Below are 13725 nucleotides of genomic sequence, written 5' to 3' on the forward strand. Positions count from 1 at the left end.
TGCCCATATTTCAGTACAGATCTAAAGGGGTCCGCACAGTGCAGGGGCTGCTAATTCATGGCCCCGGTCTGGCCGTGGGCGGCGCCGACGGGCTTGGATTCCGGGGACCCGGCCTGGCGCAGGTAGATGGACAGGACCACCATTGAACCCACGGCAAGAAACTCGGATTGCCAGTTTTGCAAGGTGCGCTTCCAGAATTCGGCGGACATCACATAGTCCCCCCACGTCAGCGTTTCCTGCAGCTCCTGACGCTGCTGGAGGTTGTAGGCGTTGACCCCGGCCACGGATTGGGCCAGCCAGGACAGCAGAAAAATTGTCCCCATGACCAAGGCCAGGGAGTTGGCAAACAAGTGCCGGCGCCAGCCGGAGATTTTGGCCCAGGCCGGGGAAGCAACCCCTGCGTAGGGGCCGGTCAGCTGTTCCTGTGCGGTGCCGGGCCCCGCCTTGTGGACGTCCTTGGATTCCGGTGAACCCTTTTGGACCAGCCACACGGTGGCGGTGATGTACAACAGGAACTGCAAATACTCCGATTGCCAGTTTTCCGCCACGTCCACGCCAAAGCTGGACGAGCTGATGTAATGCAGGAAGCCCACGGTGGGAAAGCCGGAGCTGAGCTGTTCTTCATTGAACAACGCGTGCCCTGTGACGGCCTGGCCGGCCAGCGCAAGCAGAAAAAGAGCTCCAAACAATAAACCCAGGCCGTTGTTCCGCAGCATTTTCTTCATGACAATTCACTCCTAGCGGCCCATGAGGGCCATCAGAAATATGAAGGCCAGAATCAACCCAATGCAGCCAAGGTATCCAATAAACTGCAGCTTCATGATGTAGCCCAGTCCTTTCGCACTCCGCTTTCCTTTTTGCCGTTGCCCGGATCATACGTCCGGCGGCGTCCCCACGCATCCGGACCACGCCCATGTCCGTGCCGGCAGCTGCTGCCCTTTGCAGCTGCAGGAGGGCTAAACTGCCTTCTAAAGCGCAGGAGGCACAGGTGGTACATGAGGTTGATCCCCACAATTCCGGTGGTGGCCAGGCGGCCCGCAGCGGACGGAATGAAACCCGCAATGAACAACGTGACAGGCACTGGAATGAGTTGCTGCAGGAGCTGCGCGTTATGCAGACGGGCACACAGATCACTGCAGGGTTCCTGTTGACCCTGCCGTTTCAACGGCGCTTTGAGGAACTGGATCAAAAGGGCGTGCTGCTGTACCTGGCACTGGTGGTGGTGGCGGCGGTGGCCACCGCCTTGATGCTCATGCCGGTGGCCGTGCACCGGCAGCTCTTTGGCCTGCAGGTCAAGGACAAACTGGTGGCCACCGGGCACCGCGTGGTGGCCATTGTCCTTGTGCTCATAGCCTTGTTGCTCACAGGCACCACGGCCCTGATTTTTTACATGGTGCTGGGCAGTGTGCAGGCCGCGGTGGCGGGGGCTGTGGGGGCCTGCGTGTTTCTTCTGGCACTGTACCTGGCCCCGCGGATTATTCGTGCCCGTCTTTAGCCTGCGTCCCCGGCCTGCCCGGCGGCGGTGGATGGGTCAGGACTGGCCGGCGGTTCGCTGCGAAAGCCGATGAGCTTGTGGGTGCCGTCGCAAAAGGGTTTGATGCCCGAGGCGCCGCAACGGCACAGGGCCACGGTTTTACGGCGCCGCGGAATGTCCTGGCCGGTGGTGGAAACAATCTCAAAGTCGCCCCGGACCAGCAGGGGGCCGTCGGGGCAGACAACGATTTCCTGTTCGGAGGCCGCGCTCATGATGCCAGCCCCGCCTGTTGGGGCAGCGCCGTCAGCAGGGAGCTGCCGTGTGCCTCCCAGGCTGACATGGTGCGGGCAGTGGAGCGCCCATCCAGAAGCAGGGCGGCGGCGGCGCCAAAATAAATGTCAGCCAACAACTTGGGTTCGCTTTCAAAGAGGCCGCCGGCCAGGTCGCGGCCGGCAATCTGCTCGTGGACCGCGTCGGCTTCAACATGTTCATCAAAGTATTCCGTGACTTCCGGGGAGCGGCCGTGCCGGCGGAAACCATTCCCATACAGCCGGTTGGGCTGGGAGGATGTCATTTCATAGATGGCCAGGTGGCCCACAATGGCCCCACGGAGGCGGCGGTTCAGCCCGAACATGGACATCAGGTTGTTATTGGCCAAGGTCAACGCCGGCACCGCGTCAAGATAGCTGCCGTAGCTGTCATCCAGTTCCATCATGCGCATGGTGCGGGCAAAGAGTGCCGAGTGCATGCGCGCCGCCCGGCCCCCGCCGTATTCATCGCTTTGAATTTCCACCATGGCGGCCTTGGCCCGCCCGGTCAGCCGCGGAATGGCCCAGGTGTGTGGATCGGCTTCCTTGAGCTGGTAGATGGACTTGTGGATGAGGAATTCCAGCAATTGTTCTTCGCTGGCCTTTTTTGCCACATAACGGGACATGGATGGACCGGAATCGGCCGCAGCCATGGAGAAAAGTGTCTGCGCCACGTCATCACTGGTGGCCGCATCAAGGTCGGGCAGTTCCACGGCGGCACGCAGTTGCTGTTCAAAGGCCGCCTCAATCAGGGCCCGCCCCGCCAGGAGGCCTGGATGCCACTCCCATTGCTCATCCGCGCCATCCAGGGAACTGTAGTGCAGTTCGTACAGGCAGAACAAGGTCAGCTGCAGGTCCTCCTGCGTGCTGATGTCCTGGGCCCTGTCCACCGCCTCAGCCACCTCGCGGTTCCAGCCTGCCACGGTCCCGGCGGCACCGTCTGCCGGAGACCGCAGCAGTTCCAAGAGCGCACCACTGAGCGGTCCGCGGGGCGTGGGAAACTTCATGGTCAATCTCCTTGTGGGTGTGCGGCAAGGCAGACACTGGGTGGATGATTTGTTGCGGTACCCAAACCCTAGTGCCTTTGTGCCAACTTTTGTTGCCGGTTCTGGGGTCTAGGCGGCGGTTGAGGTTCGCATTGCCGCCTCAAGCATGCGCAGTGCCGCCTGGGTGGTTGCCTGCACAATGTGGGATGCGTCCCCGTGGAAATGATGCTCCTCCACGGTGCTGTTTCCAGCGTGGTGGATGGCAATAAAGACCGTTCCGGCGGGGCTGCCCTCCTCCGGACCGGGCCCGCCAACCCCGGTCACCGCCAGGGCAAAGTCGGCGCCCATGAGTTTGCCCACCCCGGCAGCCATTTGCTGCGCACAAAGGGCAGTGATGACGGGACCGCGCTGCACGTCCAGCACGGAGAACTTCACTTCGGAGCTGTAGGCGGTTACGGCACCCAAATACCAGTTGGAGGATTCCTCCGCGGCACCCAGGTGGCAGGAGATGCTGCCACTGGTTAAGGATTCGGCCACGGCCACGCTTGTGCCACTGGTCCGGGCCGCTTGGGAAATGGCTGCAGCCACCTCCAGGGACTGCTCCACCAAACGGCTGGGCTCCTTGCCTGCCATGCTGGCCACCTCACTTATAACGCTGCTGGCTCGGATACTTCAGTGCTTCGCCCACCCGGACGCCCCCGCCCCCTGGCCGAACTGGTGGCCGGCAGTGGGGGCAGGGGCGTCGGGGCGCCAATGGGGTTCTAGGGGCTGGGGGTGCCGCCGTTGACGTTGAGCGTTTCCCCCATGACGTAACTTGATTCGGAAGAAGCCAGGAAGACATAGGCCGGCGCAAGTTCCGTGGGCTGGCCTGCACGGCCAAGCGGGGTGCTTTGACCGAATTCGGGCAGCTTTTCCTTGGGCTGGCCATCGCTGACCTGCAGGGGTGTCCAAATGGGTCCCGGCGCCACTGCGTTGACCCGGATTCCCCGTGGCGCCAGCTGCTGGGCCAGTCCCTTGGTGAAGTTGTTGATGGCAGCCTTGGTGGAGGCGTAGTCAATCAGCTCGGGGGAGGGGTTGTACGCCTGGATCGAGGTGGTGTTCACAATGGAAGCCCCTGCGGACAAGTGCGGAAGTGCGGCTTTGGTGATCCAGAACATGGCAAAAATATTGGTTTTGAACGTCTCTTCAAACTGTTCATCACTGAGCTCTTCGAGGTTCTCCACGGCAATCTGCCGGCCGGCGTTGTTAATGAGGATGTCCAGTCCGCCCAGTTGTTCGAGCGCATCGGCCACCAGTTGGCGCGCGTTGCCGGCATCGGAAATATCGCCGGGCAGGCACACCGCCTTTTGTCCGGCCTCCCGAATGACTTCGGCAACGGCCTGGGCGTCAGCCTCTTCCGCGGGCAGGTAGGACAACGCCACATCGGCGCCTTCCCTGGCGAAGGCAATGGCGACGGCGGCGCCAATGCCGGAATCGGCGCCGGTGATCAGGGCCCTGCGCCCGGCAAGGCGTCCGGTGCCGCGGTAGGACTTCTCGCCCCGGTCTGTCTGTGGTTCCAAATCCCGGTCCAATCCCGGCTCGGGCTGGTCCTGGATGGGCGGGCTGATCTTGGGGTAACGGGTCACAGGGTTCGTGAAGGTGTACTGGTCATGGTGTGTCATCAGTCATTCCTTTCAACATCTGTTGCTGCGCGTTTCAATGGCGGATCCACTGGGGGATCTAAGGCCTAAACGCCGGTTACTGGCCGGTTGTCTCCGGTACGGCTTTGGCCTTCGCCGCCGAGTCCGGCATCCGGGAATTCATCGGAAACCTCCGGGACGATGTCCAGCGGGTTGCCGCCGGAGCCGTACAAGCCGTTCTCCGAGGACGGGGTCTTGGAGTTCGGCGAGCTTGGCTCCGTTGAACCTTGCTCCGCACCGCCTGCCTCCGCATCCGGTGTATCGGACTTCTCGCCGGGCAGAACCTGCTGCACCAGCTTGTGCACCACCTCGCCGGCCTGGGTCTTTACCGTGTCCTGCACTGTGGCCACCGTGTCCTGCACGGCGTCCTTGGACCAGGCCTGCTGGGCGGAGGCCTTGATTTTTTCGTAACTTTCGCGGCCGGCACGGGTGCCTAATACATAACCCAGTGCGGCTCCGGCGAGAAAGGACAACTTGGCTTTCATGGCATTCTCCTTGGTTCATGAGGACGTGGGAAGCAGTGTGAAGCCTTAGAGGTCTACGGTGTGGCTTTCCCCGGCGTTCATTTTCCCGCCCGTGATGCGCGCCTTGGCCCAGCTCAACGCTGTTGCCAAGGTGCCGCCGGGCGTCTGCCAATATTCTGCACCGTCGGGACGGACCCGGACAAGGCGCAGTTCCGGGGATTCAGGCCCGTCGGGATAGAAGGCGGCCACGGCGGGGTTCCATAGTTCACGGGCCTTGGGTTCACTGGTGATGACTGCCGCTTCGCCCTGCACGGACAGCCACTGGTCCTTGGCGGCAAAGGACACATTCACTTGGGCCCGTTGCTCAATATTTTCCACCGGGGTGGTGCCCGCCGAGCTGAAGAACCACAGCTCGCCGTCATCCTCCACCTTGAGCACCGTCATGGGATGGCTGAGCAAACCTTCAGGTCCCTGGGTGGTCAACATGGCGATCGGGTGGTCTTTAATGATGTCAATGATTTTGCTCAGGTCTTCGTTTGCTGTCATTGCGGCAAAACTCCTATTCTACGAAACTTCTCAACTCTGACTTTTGGTGTCTTTTTGAAATGGTCGCTTGTAGTGGCTGGCATTTACAGCTTAGTCACATGTGGGGCGGTTGCGCCTCCTGCAGCCATTGCACCCGCCAAGGAGTCGGCTCCGGGCACTAGGGTGGAAGGCTGATCAGGTGCCGGAGTTCTGAAAGGCGGAAAGTTACTGATGGACTTCAAAAGCGGATTTAAATCAACTGTCACGGGCCAGCGCATTCTGCTGGCGGCAAAGACGGCCGTGGCCGTGGGCATTGCCTGGGTGCTGGCCCCGCTGATGCCCGGGGTGGTGAACGAGTATCCGTACTATGCCCCGCTTGGGGTGCTGGTGAGCATGTATCCCACCTTCATGGGTTCGCTCCGGACGGCTTTCCAGACGTTGCTCGGGGTGCTTCTGGGCATCGTTCTTGCCGCCGCGGTGCTACTGCTGGGCGCGCCCAACATCATCACCATTTCCGTGGCGGTGGGAGCCGGTGTGCTTTTGGGCGGGGTGCCCAGGCTTGGTGCCGGACGGGACTACGTTCCCGTGGCCACACTGCTGGTGCTCATCATTGGTGGCAGCAGCCGCGCCGAGGTGTTTTCCCTGGGCTACGGCCTTCAAATGGGTTTGGGCGTGGTGGTTGGACTGGTGGTCAACGGCACCATTTTCCCGCCATTGGCCCTCGACGCCGCCCAGGCCCAGATCCGCCGTGCGCGCAAGGTCCTGGCTGATCAGTTGAAGGATGCAGCTGCCGCCCTGACCGAGCAGTGGCCCCCGGACCATGAGGAATGGGCCAGCCGCGGACGTCTCCTTGACGACGTCGTGGCAGAGGTGCGGGGCGCCGTGCATGAAGCTGCCGAAAGCCAGCGGGCCAATCCACGGGCCCGGCGCCGTTCCCGGAACGCCTTGCTGGCCGGCAGCCATGAGGATCTGGCTGTGTTGGAGAATGTTTCCTTCTATGTGCGCGATTTGTCGGAAGTGCTGGCCAGTGCCATCTGGGAAGGCCCCCTGCAGCTGCGGCTGCCGCCAGAATTGAGCAGTCCCGTGGCCGACAGTTTGTCAGCGGTGGCGGAAATTTTGCTCACCTGGGATGAGGGCGATCCCCTGGAGCCGGTGTTCGCTGCCGCCCACGAAAGCCTGGATCACTTAAACCAGGCGATTGCCGCTTCACCCCCGTCGCAGACCGCTTCGGTGGCACCGGGGGCTGCAGTGGCCTTGGACCTTCGGCGCCTGCTGCAGGCATTGGAAAGCAGGCTTTCGCTCAGGGCCGAAAACCCGTGACAAAAGCAGGCAAACACAGGGCAACGGGGTGGTTCCAAGGCCGTTATGAATGGGTCCGGCACTGGCGCCGCCTCCTGCAACTCGTTAGCGTGGCAGTTACAACGGTCGCTACCGACCAATCGGTTTCGAGAGGATAATTTTTCATGGTCACCAAGAAGACTTCCACAACGAAATTCACAGTTCCGGGCCTGGCGCTGGAAGACGGGCACCAGGTTGCCGCCATTCTGCAAGGCAGGCTGCACGCCCTGAATGACCTTCAACTCACGCTCAAGCACGCCCACTGGAATGTGGTGGGACGGGATTTCATTGGCGTCCACACCATGCTTGACCCGCAAATTGAATTGGTGCGGGCCATGATTGATGAAACCGCCGAACGTATTGCCACCCTGGGGGACTCTCCCAACGGCCTGCCCGGCGCCTTGGTGCGCGAGAGGGCATGGGACGACTACGAATTGGGCCGTGCCACCACGCAGGAACACTTGGCGGCGTTGGACAAGGTCTACGACGGTGTGGTCTCCAGCCACCGCGACGCCATTTCAGCGGTGGGCGAGCTTGACCCCGTCACGGAGGATCTGTTGATTGGCCAGACCGGCCAGCTGGAACTTTTCCAGTGGTTCATGCGCGCACATTTGGAAACGGAAGCGGGTGCCTTGACCACTGAAGAGGTCAAGGCCAAAGCCCCCAAGAAGTAATAAAAAGCGCCCACCAGGGGCGAATTAATCTGCCCCGCCAGCACATGATTGCTGGCGGGGCAAGCGCCTTAACGCCTGGCATTGCGCAGCAGTAGTGGCCACAGCATTCATAGGCGCCGGGCAGGCGCGAGCGGCAGGAGAGTACCTTGGCTGAAGAAGTGCAGCAGCTCCATCGCGTCAAGCCCGGGACAGGCGGGATCAGCCGCCAAACCACCGGTGGCGAATTCACGTACACCTCAGCCAATGGCCGGCGCATCAGCTCTGCGGCCCTGCTGGGCCGCATCCAGGCCCTGGCCATTCCCCCCGCCTGGGACCACGTCTGGATTGCCAGTGACCGCCGGGCCCATATCCAGGCAACAGGCGTGGATGCTTCAGGGCGCACCCAGTACATTTACCATCCACAGTGGCGGGAACTGCGCGATGATGAAAAATTCATCCGTTCCCTGGCGTTTGCCCAGCGCCTGCCTGCCCTGCGCAGGACGGTGACCAGGGACCTGAAACAGGAGGAAAATGCTCGACGGCGTGCCCTGGCAGCGGCGGTCCGGCTCATGGACCGGGCTGCACTGCGGGTGGGGGGTGCGGCGTATGCAGATGAAAATGGTTCCTTTGGAGCCACCACCCTGCAGCGGCGCCACGTCAGTGTTGAAGGACAGGCGCTGCATTTGATGTTCCGTGGGAAATCGGCCGGCACCTGGGACATCCACCTCAACGATGCCCTGCTCAGTGACTTCTTTGCTGCGATGCCGCGCACGCCACGCACCGGACCGGCACTGAGCCACCCGGTGAAGTCCGGACGCAAAAAGACGTGGCAGTCCATTTCCGATTCGGAGGTCAATGCCTATTTGGGGCAGGTGGCGGGGTCAGGCTTTACCGCCAAGGACTTCAGGACCTGGCAGGGAACTGTGACAGCAGCCCTCTCGCTGGCGCGCTCACAACGCTCCGGGGCATCGTCCCCCGCCGCCGTGACGGCAGCCATCAAGGACGCTGCGGCGTGGCTGCACAACACTCCCGCCATTGCCAGGGACTCCTACGTGAATCCGCGGGTGATTGCCCTCTTTGAGCAGGGCAGGGTGGCTTCCTTGAAGCGCCAGCCCGATGCCGCCGTGCTGGCATTGCTGACGAAGGGCAGTTAGGGCTGGCTTCAACAAGGAGCAGGCCCCCTGCCAGGGGGCCTGCTCCTTGTTGTGGGAAATGCACTTGGGGCTGTAATTGACTATCCGGCGTCGAAGGACGATCCGCCGTCTTCCTGCCCCTGCTCGGAACCGCCGCCTTCACGGTTTGTGCCGGACCCGTCGGGGAGGGTGCTGGCATCCTTGCCCCCGTCGCCGGACTTGGCGTCCGGGGTGGGGTCCCCGGACTCGTGCTTGGGGTCTTGGGATTCGTGATTCGTTTCCATGGGTCCTCCGCATAGTTGTTGTTTGATTTCTGGTCCCTGGTCATTCATGGCGTTAAAGCCGTGATTGGCCGTGGTGGTGATAGTACCCGTTCAGCCTGCTCGGCGTCGGCCAAGCCGGCAAGAAAGTCGGCGAATCCTCCCGATACCCGCCCGCGCATGCGCCCGGAAGTTTTTACGCGGCAGGAATCAGTGGCGACCACCGTGACCCCCCGGGCCCGGGCCCGGGCCACCAAATCCCTGTCCTCATGCAGCCCTTGGTCCTTGAAGCCGCCGAGTCTGGTGAATACGTCGGCCCGGACACCCAGGTTGGCTCCGTGGACATGGGGGTGGTTTTCGCCCAGCTGGTGCTGCGCCAGCCACCGTTGCAGCTGCGCCGCTTCAAGCTCGTGGCGCCGTGGTTCAACTGTCCCCACCACCATCTGTGCCCCTTGTGCGGCCAGTTCCACATGGCGCTGAAGCCAATGCGGGGGAACTTCACTGTCGGCGTCCGTATTGGCAATCCACATTTGGGCCAAGGGCAGGGCGGCGGCCGTGCAGGCAGCCGCAATCCCGGCATTCCTGACGGTGCCCACAAGTCCCGCGGTCACGGAAAGGGTGGTGACGTCCGCATGGCGGGCCAGGAGTTCGGCCGATTCGTCGGTGGTGGAATCCAACACCACTGTCACGGTGACGGCCAGGTGGGGATGGCTCTGCAACAGCCTGGCCCGGGCAATCCCTGTGGCCCGCAAGGTGGCAGGGAGCAGTGCTGCCTCGTTCCGCGCCGGAATGACCACTGCCACCTGCGCCAAGGGAAGGGTCATGGGAGTTCCGCCAGCTTGAAGAAGTCCAGCTGGAAGTCCTCTTCAAGGTGGGAGGCTTCCAGGGTCCATCGTGGATCGAGGCGCAGCCGGCTATGCACAAAGGCCCCGTCCAGCGGCCATCCCGCTATGGGGTGGCGCCAATGACATGCCGCCAACACGGCGTTGGGAGCCGCGGAGCCTGCCATTCGGTCCAGCAACTGGGCCAGGGCCGAGGCGGTGAAGTAGTACCCGCTTTCGGACAGGACCAACAGATCGAAGCTTCCTTCGGGCCAGTCGTCGGGAAGGGTGCCCACCAGGCATCTGACATTGTCCAGCTGGGCCGTGCGCCGCTGTGCGCTCTTGATGGCCTGGGCACTGGCGTCAGTGCCCAGCAGCTGGCGGCAGCGCGGGGCCAACTCTTCCAGGAGCGCACCGGTGGAGCAGCCGATCTCCAGGCCTGAGTCAAAAAGCGGCCGGTCCAAACCGGCCAAGAGCAAACCACGCTTGCGGTGTTCGTACCACCGTTGGGGGCTCCAAGGTTCCGCCCCATCGGCGTGGACGGAGTCAAATTGTCTCCGGGTCCACTCCACAGCTTCATTTCCGGTGGGGGCGAACTGTCCCGCCACGTCAATGAACGTCTCAAAGGGGCGTGCAAAATGGGCCAGCATGGCCTCGGACAGCAACGCTTCGTCGCCGGGCGCCGGGGACAGCGGCGCCACTTGGCTGTGGTGGCTGGACATGGCCGCAGCCTTGGCCTGGATGTCTTTTCCCTGCAGTTCCAAACGGCGCAGGGCCGGCCAGGGGATCAGGTCCCGGAGCGCGGGATCGTCGGGATCCGCCCAGTGCCACATCCAAATGGGGTACTCGAGGAACAGGCTGTTGCTGAACCTGGCCGCATTGGCCGCCGCGGCGCCGGCGGCATCGTGGTCGCTGTGCCCGTCGGCGGACCACGGTGCAACAATCAAGGTTCTTCCCGTGGCGGCTGCGGACGCCACAATCTCCTGCTCCAGGGTGTGCGCATGGGCGGCCAGTGCGCCGTCGGGCAGGGACAGTGCCCTGGTGCGCGCCCCGGGGGCCAGGCTCTGCAGTGCCCGCTCCAACTCGGCGGCGCGGAGGCGGGCCAGCTGCGCCGGACCATGCGTGGGTGAGCGGGGGTGCGAATGTTCACCCCAGGTGCCCACAATGATCTCCGTGGGAACCCCGTGGTGCCGGGCCTGGTGGATCAGACCGCCTGCCCCCAGCGTCTCATCGTCAGGGTGTGCCGCCACCACCACAAGCTTGGCAATGGTGGTCCAGTCAAGGCGCAGGCCGGACATGCCGGCCATTCCCGCGGAATCCAGCCATCGGGATTCGGAAACGGAGTCCTGTTCGTGGCTGAAAATCACCATGGCGGCACAGCCGCGGTTTCGGCGTTGCTGTCCGCAAGCAATGCCGCCCCATGACGGGCCAGCGAACGTTCAGCGTGGTCCTGGCGCAGGTAGAGTTCCAGATCGGCGACGCGCTGGCCGTGCTCCGACTCAAAAGCCAGGGGCTCCGGTCCCATGCCGTGGGCTGCCATGGTCAAGACCGTTTCTGCGGCTGCGACCACGGTGGCCCGCAGCCTCGCGGCCATGAGGGCTGCCGCTCCCGCAGCGTCCGGGCCGGACCCGGCCGGAGCGCCGTCGGCCATCAGTGCCGCTGCCTCAAAGGCCGCCGCAGCGGACCAGAGCGCCTGATCGGTGGCGCCAAGGTGCCACAGCGCAATTTGATCGGCTTGGCGTGACACGCAGTGCTGATGGAGGCGTCTGGCCACGGCGGTCGCCGCACCATGCCACACCGCGGCCACCCCAACGCCGCCCCATGCGAAACCGGCCCGGTGTAGATACCAGTTGGGTCCGCCCACCACGGCGGCCGGCACGTTGATAAGGCTTAGCCCGCCGCTGGGGACGGTTGGCAGGCCCAACGCCTGCCATGGGCGGGGGGAAACCGTGATGCCCGGCTGACGCAAATCCACAGCGAAGAGTTGGACGCCCTGCGGGGTGTTGGCCGTGATCAGCGCATGGCTGAGCTCGCCGGCGAGGGAACACCAGGGCTTGTCGCCGGTGAGCAGCCATTGCCCGCCATGTCTGCTGCCTTCCAGGGGCTTGCCGGGACCCTGGGCCGCAAAGACACCCCAGGTGGATTCAGCATGGTGGAGGTCATCCCGGCCTGCCTGGTGCAGTATGGCCAGCGCGTCAAGGTGTGGCTCCACTATGCGGGCAACACTCAAATCAGCGCATCCCAGCGTCGCCAAAAGCTGCCACAACTCCCGGGTGCGGCCCTGCTGGGGGTGCGGAGCGCCGGCCCCGAGCCCACGGGCCAGTTCAAGGATGGCGGGAACCTGGCCACGGCAGGCCAGCGCCTGGGCATGGAGATCATTGAGCGCCGTCAGCTCTTCGGCAGTGCCACGCTGCGCAACGGCTGCCATAAGGACTCCATGGCGTGGCACAGTGTTGACGGCGTGCTGTGGAGCCTCTGGCTCGATGACGGGGCTGGTCATGCATCTCCGCGGGTTGTAGGAATGTGCTGGGGCTGTCTTTTGTCGCCGGTGGACTGCCCGGTGGCATGGGATGGCCCACGCGGAATCCCGCGTGGGCCATCCCGCAGGGGGAGCCGGAGGGGGCTAGACGGGGTCCCCGGAGGCGTCGGCGTCGGACTCCGAGGAGAACGGCCCGCGCTCGGAGTCCGAGGTGTTTCCCTCCGACAGCGGGGCGTCCGTGGAAGGGGCCTCCGTGGGGACCGGGCTGCCGTCACCGGCGTCGAGGTTTTCATCGCCCGGATCAACCGAGGAAAGCTCCTCGTTGAATTGGTCGTCAGTGCCGCCAAAGCGTCCTGCCCCCGGTTCGCCGTCACTGCCGGAATCCTCATTTTGGAAAAAGTTCTTGTCCGGCGCCCCCAGGCTTGGGTCATCACCGAGGGCTGCGGCATCGCTTTCGTCGCCGGCAAGTGTGGGGTCGGGCGAACCGGGGTTGGTGGCTGCATCATCAGGAACTTCGCCAAGCGCCACGTCTTCCTCGGCGTCGTCCACTGCGGCATCATCCAGTGACACCTCAGTGTCAGCATCTGCCCCGTTGTCACCGCCGTCGACGCTGTCCACGCCATCGGGGAGTTCCTGCTCCGGTGAGGGGGAGCCATAGCCGCCCTCCGTGGGGGACTCCAGGCGGTTTTCGGGTTCGTTGGTGTTGGTGGCGCTCATCGTCATTCTCCTTCGTTGACTGCATCAAGTGGTCTCGTTTGGAGGTACATCACCGGACGGGCCGGCCAGGGCCCCTGCCGTCCACGTTCCGGTGGGGGCCCGCTGCTCTTACTGTAACCATAAGCACTGCGCGACGTCATGTGGCCCCACGCACCCATGCACTGCTTGCGCTGGCCTGCGGACTTGGCGAGAGTGGAGGTGGAACACAACACATCACTGCAGGAATTTGGGAAAAGAGTCCAATGAACATCTTGATTAAGCTGCTCAGCGCCGGTGCAAGCGTTGCCGCCGGTGCCGCTGCACGCAAGGCACTTTCCGTCGGTTGGCGAAAGGGCACGGGGCACGAACCGCCCAAGAAGGCCGATGACCTGAGCAACCCCCTGCCAGGTGTGCTTGTTTTTGCCTTGGCGACGGCGGCCACGGGCGCTGTCATTCAGGTCCTGACCACCCGCCTGGCCCGCAAGGCCAGCCTGGGGCTGGAGCGCCACCCGGAAAAGGTCTAGGCGCAAAGCCACGCTGTGGTTCCACACCACAGCAAGGAGCGGCTGTTCCCCGGGCAGGAATGATGGGGAACAGCCGCTCCTGTACGGGTGCCTGCCTAAATGACCGGAGGCACGGGTGGCTGGAACGGATCCGGCTGGCCGGGCGAGCTGGGATCGGGTGACGGTACGGGGTTTTCACCTGGTTCCGGCGGCATGGTGGGTTCGGTGGGGTCCGGAGACCCGGGGAAGGGGTTGGGTTCCCCTGGGATGTGATCATTCATGGTGGTTCCCTCTCATTGGTTGGGACGATTCTCATGCTAACCACCGAAGTTGCTGAAAGTCCACGGTGACCCAGATGGCTGGCCGCAAGGACGCCGGACATTGACAAGACCCTGCCGGTGGCGGT

General features: G+C 63.6%; 18 protein-coding genes. 5 read left to right on the plus strand and 13 right to left on the minus strand.

Going from position 1 to position 13725, the window contains the following annotated elements:
- Positions 1-50: 50 nt before the first annotated feature.
- Entirely contained in the window at positions 51-725 is a 675-nt protein-coding gene (locus ACFUCV_RS03405; protein ID WP_380812036.1) for a DUF6766 family protein, read from the minus strand.
- A gap of 263 nt (positions 726-988) precedes the next feature.
- Here ACFUCV_RS03405 and ACFUCV_RS03410 point away from each other — a divergent pair, with 263 nt between their 5' ends.
- Positions 989-1495: a DUF6328 family protein gene (locus ACFUCV_RS03410; RefSeq protein WP_380812038.1), complete on the plus strand. Its 507-nt coding sequence runs from the start codon at positions 989-991 to the stop codon at positions 1493-1495.
- Here ACFUCV_RS03410 and ACFUCV_RS03415 read toward each other — a convergent pair.
- From ACFUCV_RS03415 to ACFUCV_RS03440, 6 genes are all read right to left on the minus strand, one after another.
- Positions 1492-1746, minus strand: a complete 255-nt coding sequence (locus ACFUCV_RS03415; RefSeq protein ID WP_380812040.1) for a CDGSH iron-sulfur domain-containing protein — start codon at positions 1744-1746, stop codon at positions 1492-1494. The genes ACFUCV_RS03410 and ACFUCV_RS03415 overlap by 4 nt on opposite strands.
- A complete protein-coding gene (locus tag ACFUCV_RS03420; RefSeq protein WP_380812042.1) occupies positions 1743-2789 on the minus strand; it encodes an iron-containing redox enzyme family protein in 1047 nt (348 codons plus the stop codon). The genes ACFUCV_RS03415 and ACFUCV_RS03420 overlap by 4 nt, the downstream gene beginning before the upstream one ends.
- Positions 2790-2897: 108 nt before the next feature.
- Entirely contained in the window at positions 2898-3401 is a 504-nt protein-coding gene (locus tag ACFUCV_RS03425) for a CinA family protein (protein ID WP_380812044.1), read from the minus strand.
- Between the two features lie 128 nt (positions 3402-3529).
- Positions 3530-4429, minus strand: a complete 900-nt coding sequence (locus ACFUCV_RS03430) for a glucose 1-dehydrogenase (RefSeq protein ID WP_380812046.1) — start codon at positions 4427-4429, stop codon at positions 3530-3532.
- Between the two features lie 65 nt (positions 4430-4494).
- On the minus strand, positions 4495-4932 hold the full coding sequence (locus tag ACFUCV_RS03435) for a YtxH domain-containing protein (RefSeq protein WP_380812048.1): 438 nt from the start codon (positions 4930-4932) through the stop codon (positions 4495-4497).
- 45 nt (positions 4933-4977) lie between these two features.
- On the minus strand, positions 4978-5457 hold the full coding sequence (locus ACFUCV_RS03440; RefSeq protein WP_380812050.1) for a pyridoxamine 5'-phosphate oxidase family protein: 480 nt from the start codon (positions 5455-5457) through the stop codon (positions 4978-4980).
- Between the two features lie 210 nt (positions 5458-5667).
- Between ACFUCV_RS03440 and ACFUCV_RS03445 the strand changes: the two genes are divergently transcribed.
- From ACFUCV_RS03445 to ACFUCV_RS03455, 3 genes are all read left to right on the plus strand, one after another.
- Positions 5668-6756 carry an aromatic acid exporter family protein gene (locus ACFUCV_RS03445; RefSeq protein WP_380812052.1) on the plus strand — a complete coding sequence of 363 codons (1089 nt, stop codon included), beginning with the start codon at positions 5668-5670 and terminating at the stop codon, positions 6754-6756.
- A gap of 143 nt (positions 6757-6899) precedes the next feature.
- Positions 6900-7448 (plus strand): Dps family protein, encoded by a 549-nt coding sequence (locus ACFUCV_RS03450; protein ID WP_380812054.1) that lies wholly within the window; start codon positions 6900-6902, stop codon positions 7446-7448.
- A gap of 146 nt (positions 7449-7594) precedes the next feature.
- Positions 7595-8581 (plus strand): DNA topoisomerase IB, encoded by a 987-nt coding sequence (locus ACFUCV_RS03455; protein ID WP_380812056.1) that lies wholly within the window; start codon positions 7595-7597, stop codon positions 8579-8581.
- 80 nt (positions 8582-8661) lie between these two features.
- Here ACFUCV_RS03455 and ACFUCV_RS03460 read toward each other — a convergent pair whose 3' ends face one another.
- The 5 genes from ACFUCV_RS03460 to ACFUCV_RS03480 all read right to left on the minus strand — a co-directional run bounded on the left by ACFUCV_RS03460 (position 8662) and on the right by ACFUCV_RS03480 (position 12837).
- On the minus strand, positions 8662-8844 hold the full coding sequence (locus ACFUCV_RS03460; RefSeq protein WP_380812058.1) for a hypothetical protein: 183 nt from the start codon (positions 8842-8844) through the stop codon (positions 8662-8664).
- A gap of 44 nt (positions 8845-8888) precedes the next feature.
- Positions 8889-9644, minus strand: coding sequence for a glycosyltransferase (locus tag ACFUCV_RS03465; RefSeq protein WP_380812060.1), 756 nt, complete (start codon positions 9642-9644; stop codon positions 8889-8891).
- Positions 9641-11011 (minus strand): PIG-L family deacetylase, encoded by a 1371-nt coding sequence (locus ACFUCV_RS03470; protein ID WP_380812062.1) that lies wholly within the window; start codon positions 11009-11011, stop codon positions 9641-9643. Before ACFUCV_RS03470 ends, ACFUCV_RS03465 begins: the two co-directional genes overlap by 4 nt.
- Entirely contained in the window at positions 11005-12069 is a 1065-nt protein-coding gene (locus ACFUCV_RS03475; RefSeq protein WP_380812064.1) for an acyl-CoA dehydrogenase family protein, read from the minus strand. The genes ACFUCV_RS03470 and ACFUCV_RS03475 overlap by 7 nt, the downstream gene beginning before the upstream one ends.
- Positions 12070-12264: 195 nt before the next feature.
- Positions 12265-12837: a hypothetical protein gene (locus tag ACFUCV_RS03480; RefSeq protein WP_380812066.1), complete on the minus strand. Its 573-nt coding sequence runs from the start codon at positions 12835-12837 to the stop codon at positions 12265-12267.
- Positions 12838-13079: 242 nt separating this feature from the next.
- Between ACFUCV_RS03480 and ACFUCV_RS03485 the strand changes: the two genes are divergently transcribed.
- Entirely contained in the window at positions 13080-13340 is a 261-nt protein-coding gene (locus tag ACFUCV_RS03485) for a DUF4235 domain-containing protein (RefSeq protein ID WP_380812068.1), read from the plus strand.
- 95 nt (positions 13341-13435) lie between these two features.
- Here the strand turns inward: ACFUCV_RS03485 and ACFUCV_RS03490 are convergent, their stop codons facing one another.
- Positions 13436-13600, minus strand: a complete 165-nt coding sequence (locus ACFUCV_RS03490) for a hypothetical protein (RefSeq protein ID WP_380812070.1) — start codon at positions 13598-13600, stop codon at positions 13436-13438.
- Positions 13601-13725: the final 125 nt, after the last annotated feature.

This window comes from Specibacter sp. NPDC057265 (genome assembly GCF_042668835.1).
Taxonomy (GTDB): Bacteria; Actinomycetota; Actinomycetes; order Actinomycetales; family Micrococcaceae; genus Specibacter.

What these genes read in the sequence shown, in the direction of transcription:
- ACFUCV_RS03405 (WP_380812036.1), bottom strand. Translation starts at nt 725, where the DNA reads ATGAAGAAAATGCTGCGGAACAACGGCCTGGGTTTATTGTTTGGAGCT.
- ACFUCV_RS03415 (WP_380812040.1), bottom strand. Translation starts at nt 1,746, where the DNA reads ATGAGCGCGGCCTCCGAACAGGAAATCGTTGTCTGCCCCGACGGCCCC.
- ACFUCV_RS03420 (WP_380812042.1), bottom strand. Translation starts at nt 2,789, where the DNA reads ATGAAGTTTCCCACGCCCCGCGGACCGCTCAGTGGTGCGCTCTTGGAA.
- ACFUCV_RS03425 (WP_380812044.1), bottom strand. Translation starts at nt 3,401, where the DNA reads ATGGCAGGCAAGGAGCCCAGCCGTTTGGTGGAGCAGTCCCTGGAGGTG.
- ACFUCV_RS03430 (WP_380812046.1), bottom strand. Translation starts at nt 4,429, where the DNA reads ATGACACACCATGACCAGTACACCTTCACGAACCCTGTGACCCGTTAC.
- ACFUCV_RS03435 (WP_380812048.1), bottom strand. Translation starts at nt 4,932, where the DNA reads ATGAAAGCCAAGTTGTCCTTTCTCGCCGGAGCCGCACTGGGTTATGTA.
- ACFUCV_RS03440 (WP_380812050.1), bottom strand. Translation starts at nt 5,457, where the DNA reads ATGACAGCAAACGAAGACCTGAGCAAAATCATTGACATCATTAAAGAC.
- ACFUCV_RS03445 (WP_380812052.1), top strand. Translation starts at nt 5,668, where the DNA reads ATGGACTTCAAAAGCGGATTTAAATCAACTGTCACGGGCCAGCGCATT.
- ACFUCV_RS03450 (WP_380812054.1), top strand. Translation starts at nt 6,900, where the DNA reads ATGGTCACCAAGAAGACTTCCACAACGAAATTCACAGTTCCGGGCCTG.
- ACFUCV_RS03460 (WP_380812058.1), bottom strand. Translation starts at nt 8,844, where the DNA reads ATGGAAACGAATCACGAATCCCAAGACCCCAAGCACGAGTCCGGGGAC.
- ACFUCV_RS03465 (WP_380812060.1), bottom strand. Translation starts at nt 9,644, where the DNA reads ATGACCCTTCCCTTGGCGCAGGTGGCAGTGGTCATTCCGGCGCGGAAC.
- ACFUCV_RS03470 (WP_380812062.1), bottom strand. Translation starts at nt 11,011, where the DNA reads ATGGTGATTTTCAGCCACGAACAGGACTCCGTTTCCGAATCCCGATGG.
- ACFUCV_RS03475 (WP_380812064.1), bottom strand. Translation starts at nt 12,069, where the DNA reads ATGGCAGCCGTTGCGCAGCGTGGCACTGCCGAAGAGCTGACGGCGCTC.
- ACFUCV_RS03480 (WP_380812066.1), bottom strand. Translation starts at nt 12,837, where the DNA reads ATGAGCGCCACCAACACCAACGAACCCGAAAACCGCCTGGAGTCCCCC.
- ACFUCV_RS03485 (WP_380812068.1), top strand. Translation starts at nt 13,080, where the DNA reads ATGAACATCTTGATTAAGCTGCTCAGCGCCGGTGCAAGCGTTGCCGCC.
- ACFUCV_RS03490 (WP_380812070.1), bottom strand. Translation starts at nt 13,600, where the DNA reads ATGAATGATCACATCCCAGGGGAACCCAACCCCTTCCCCGGGTCTCCG.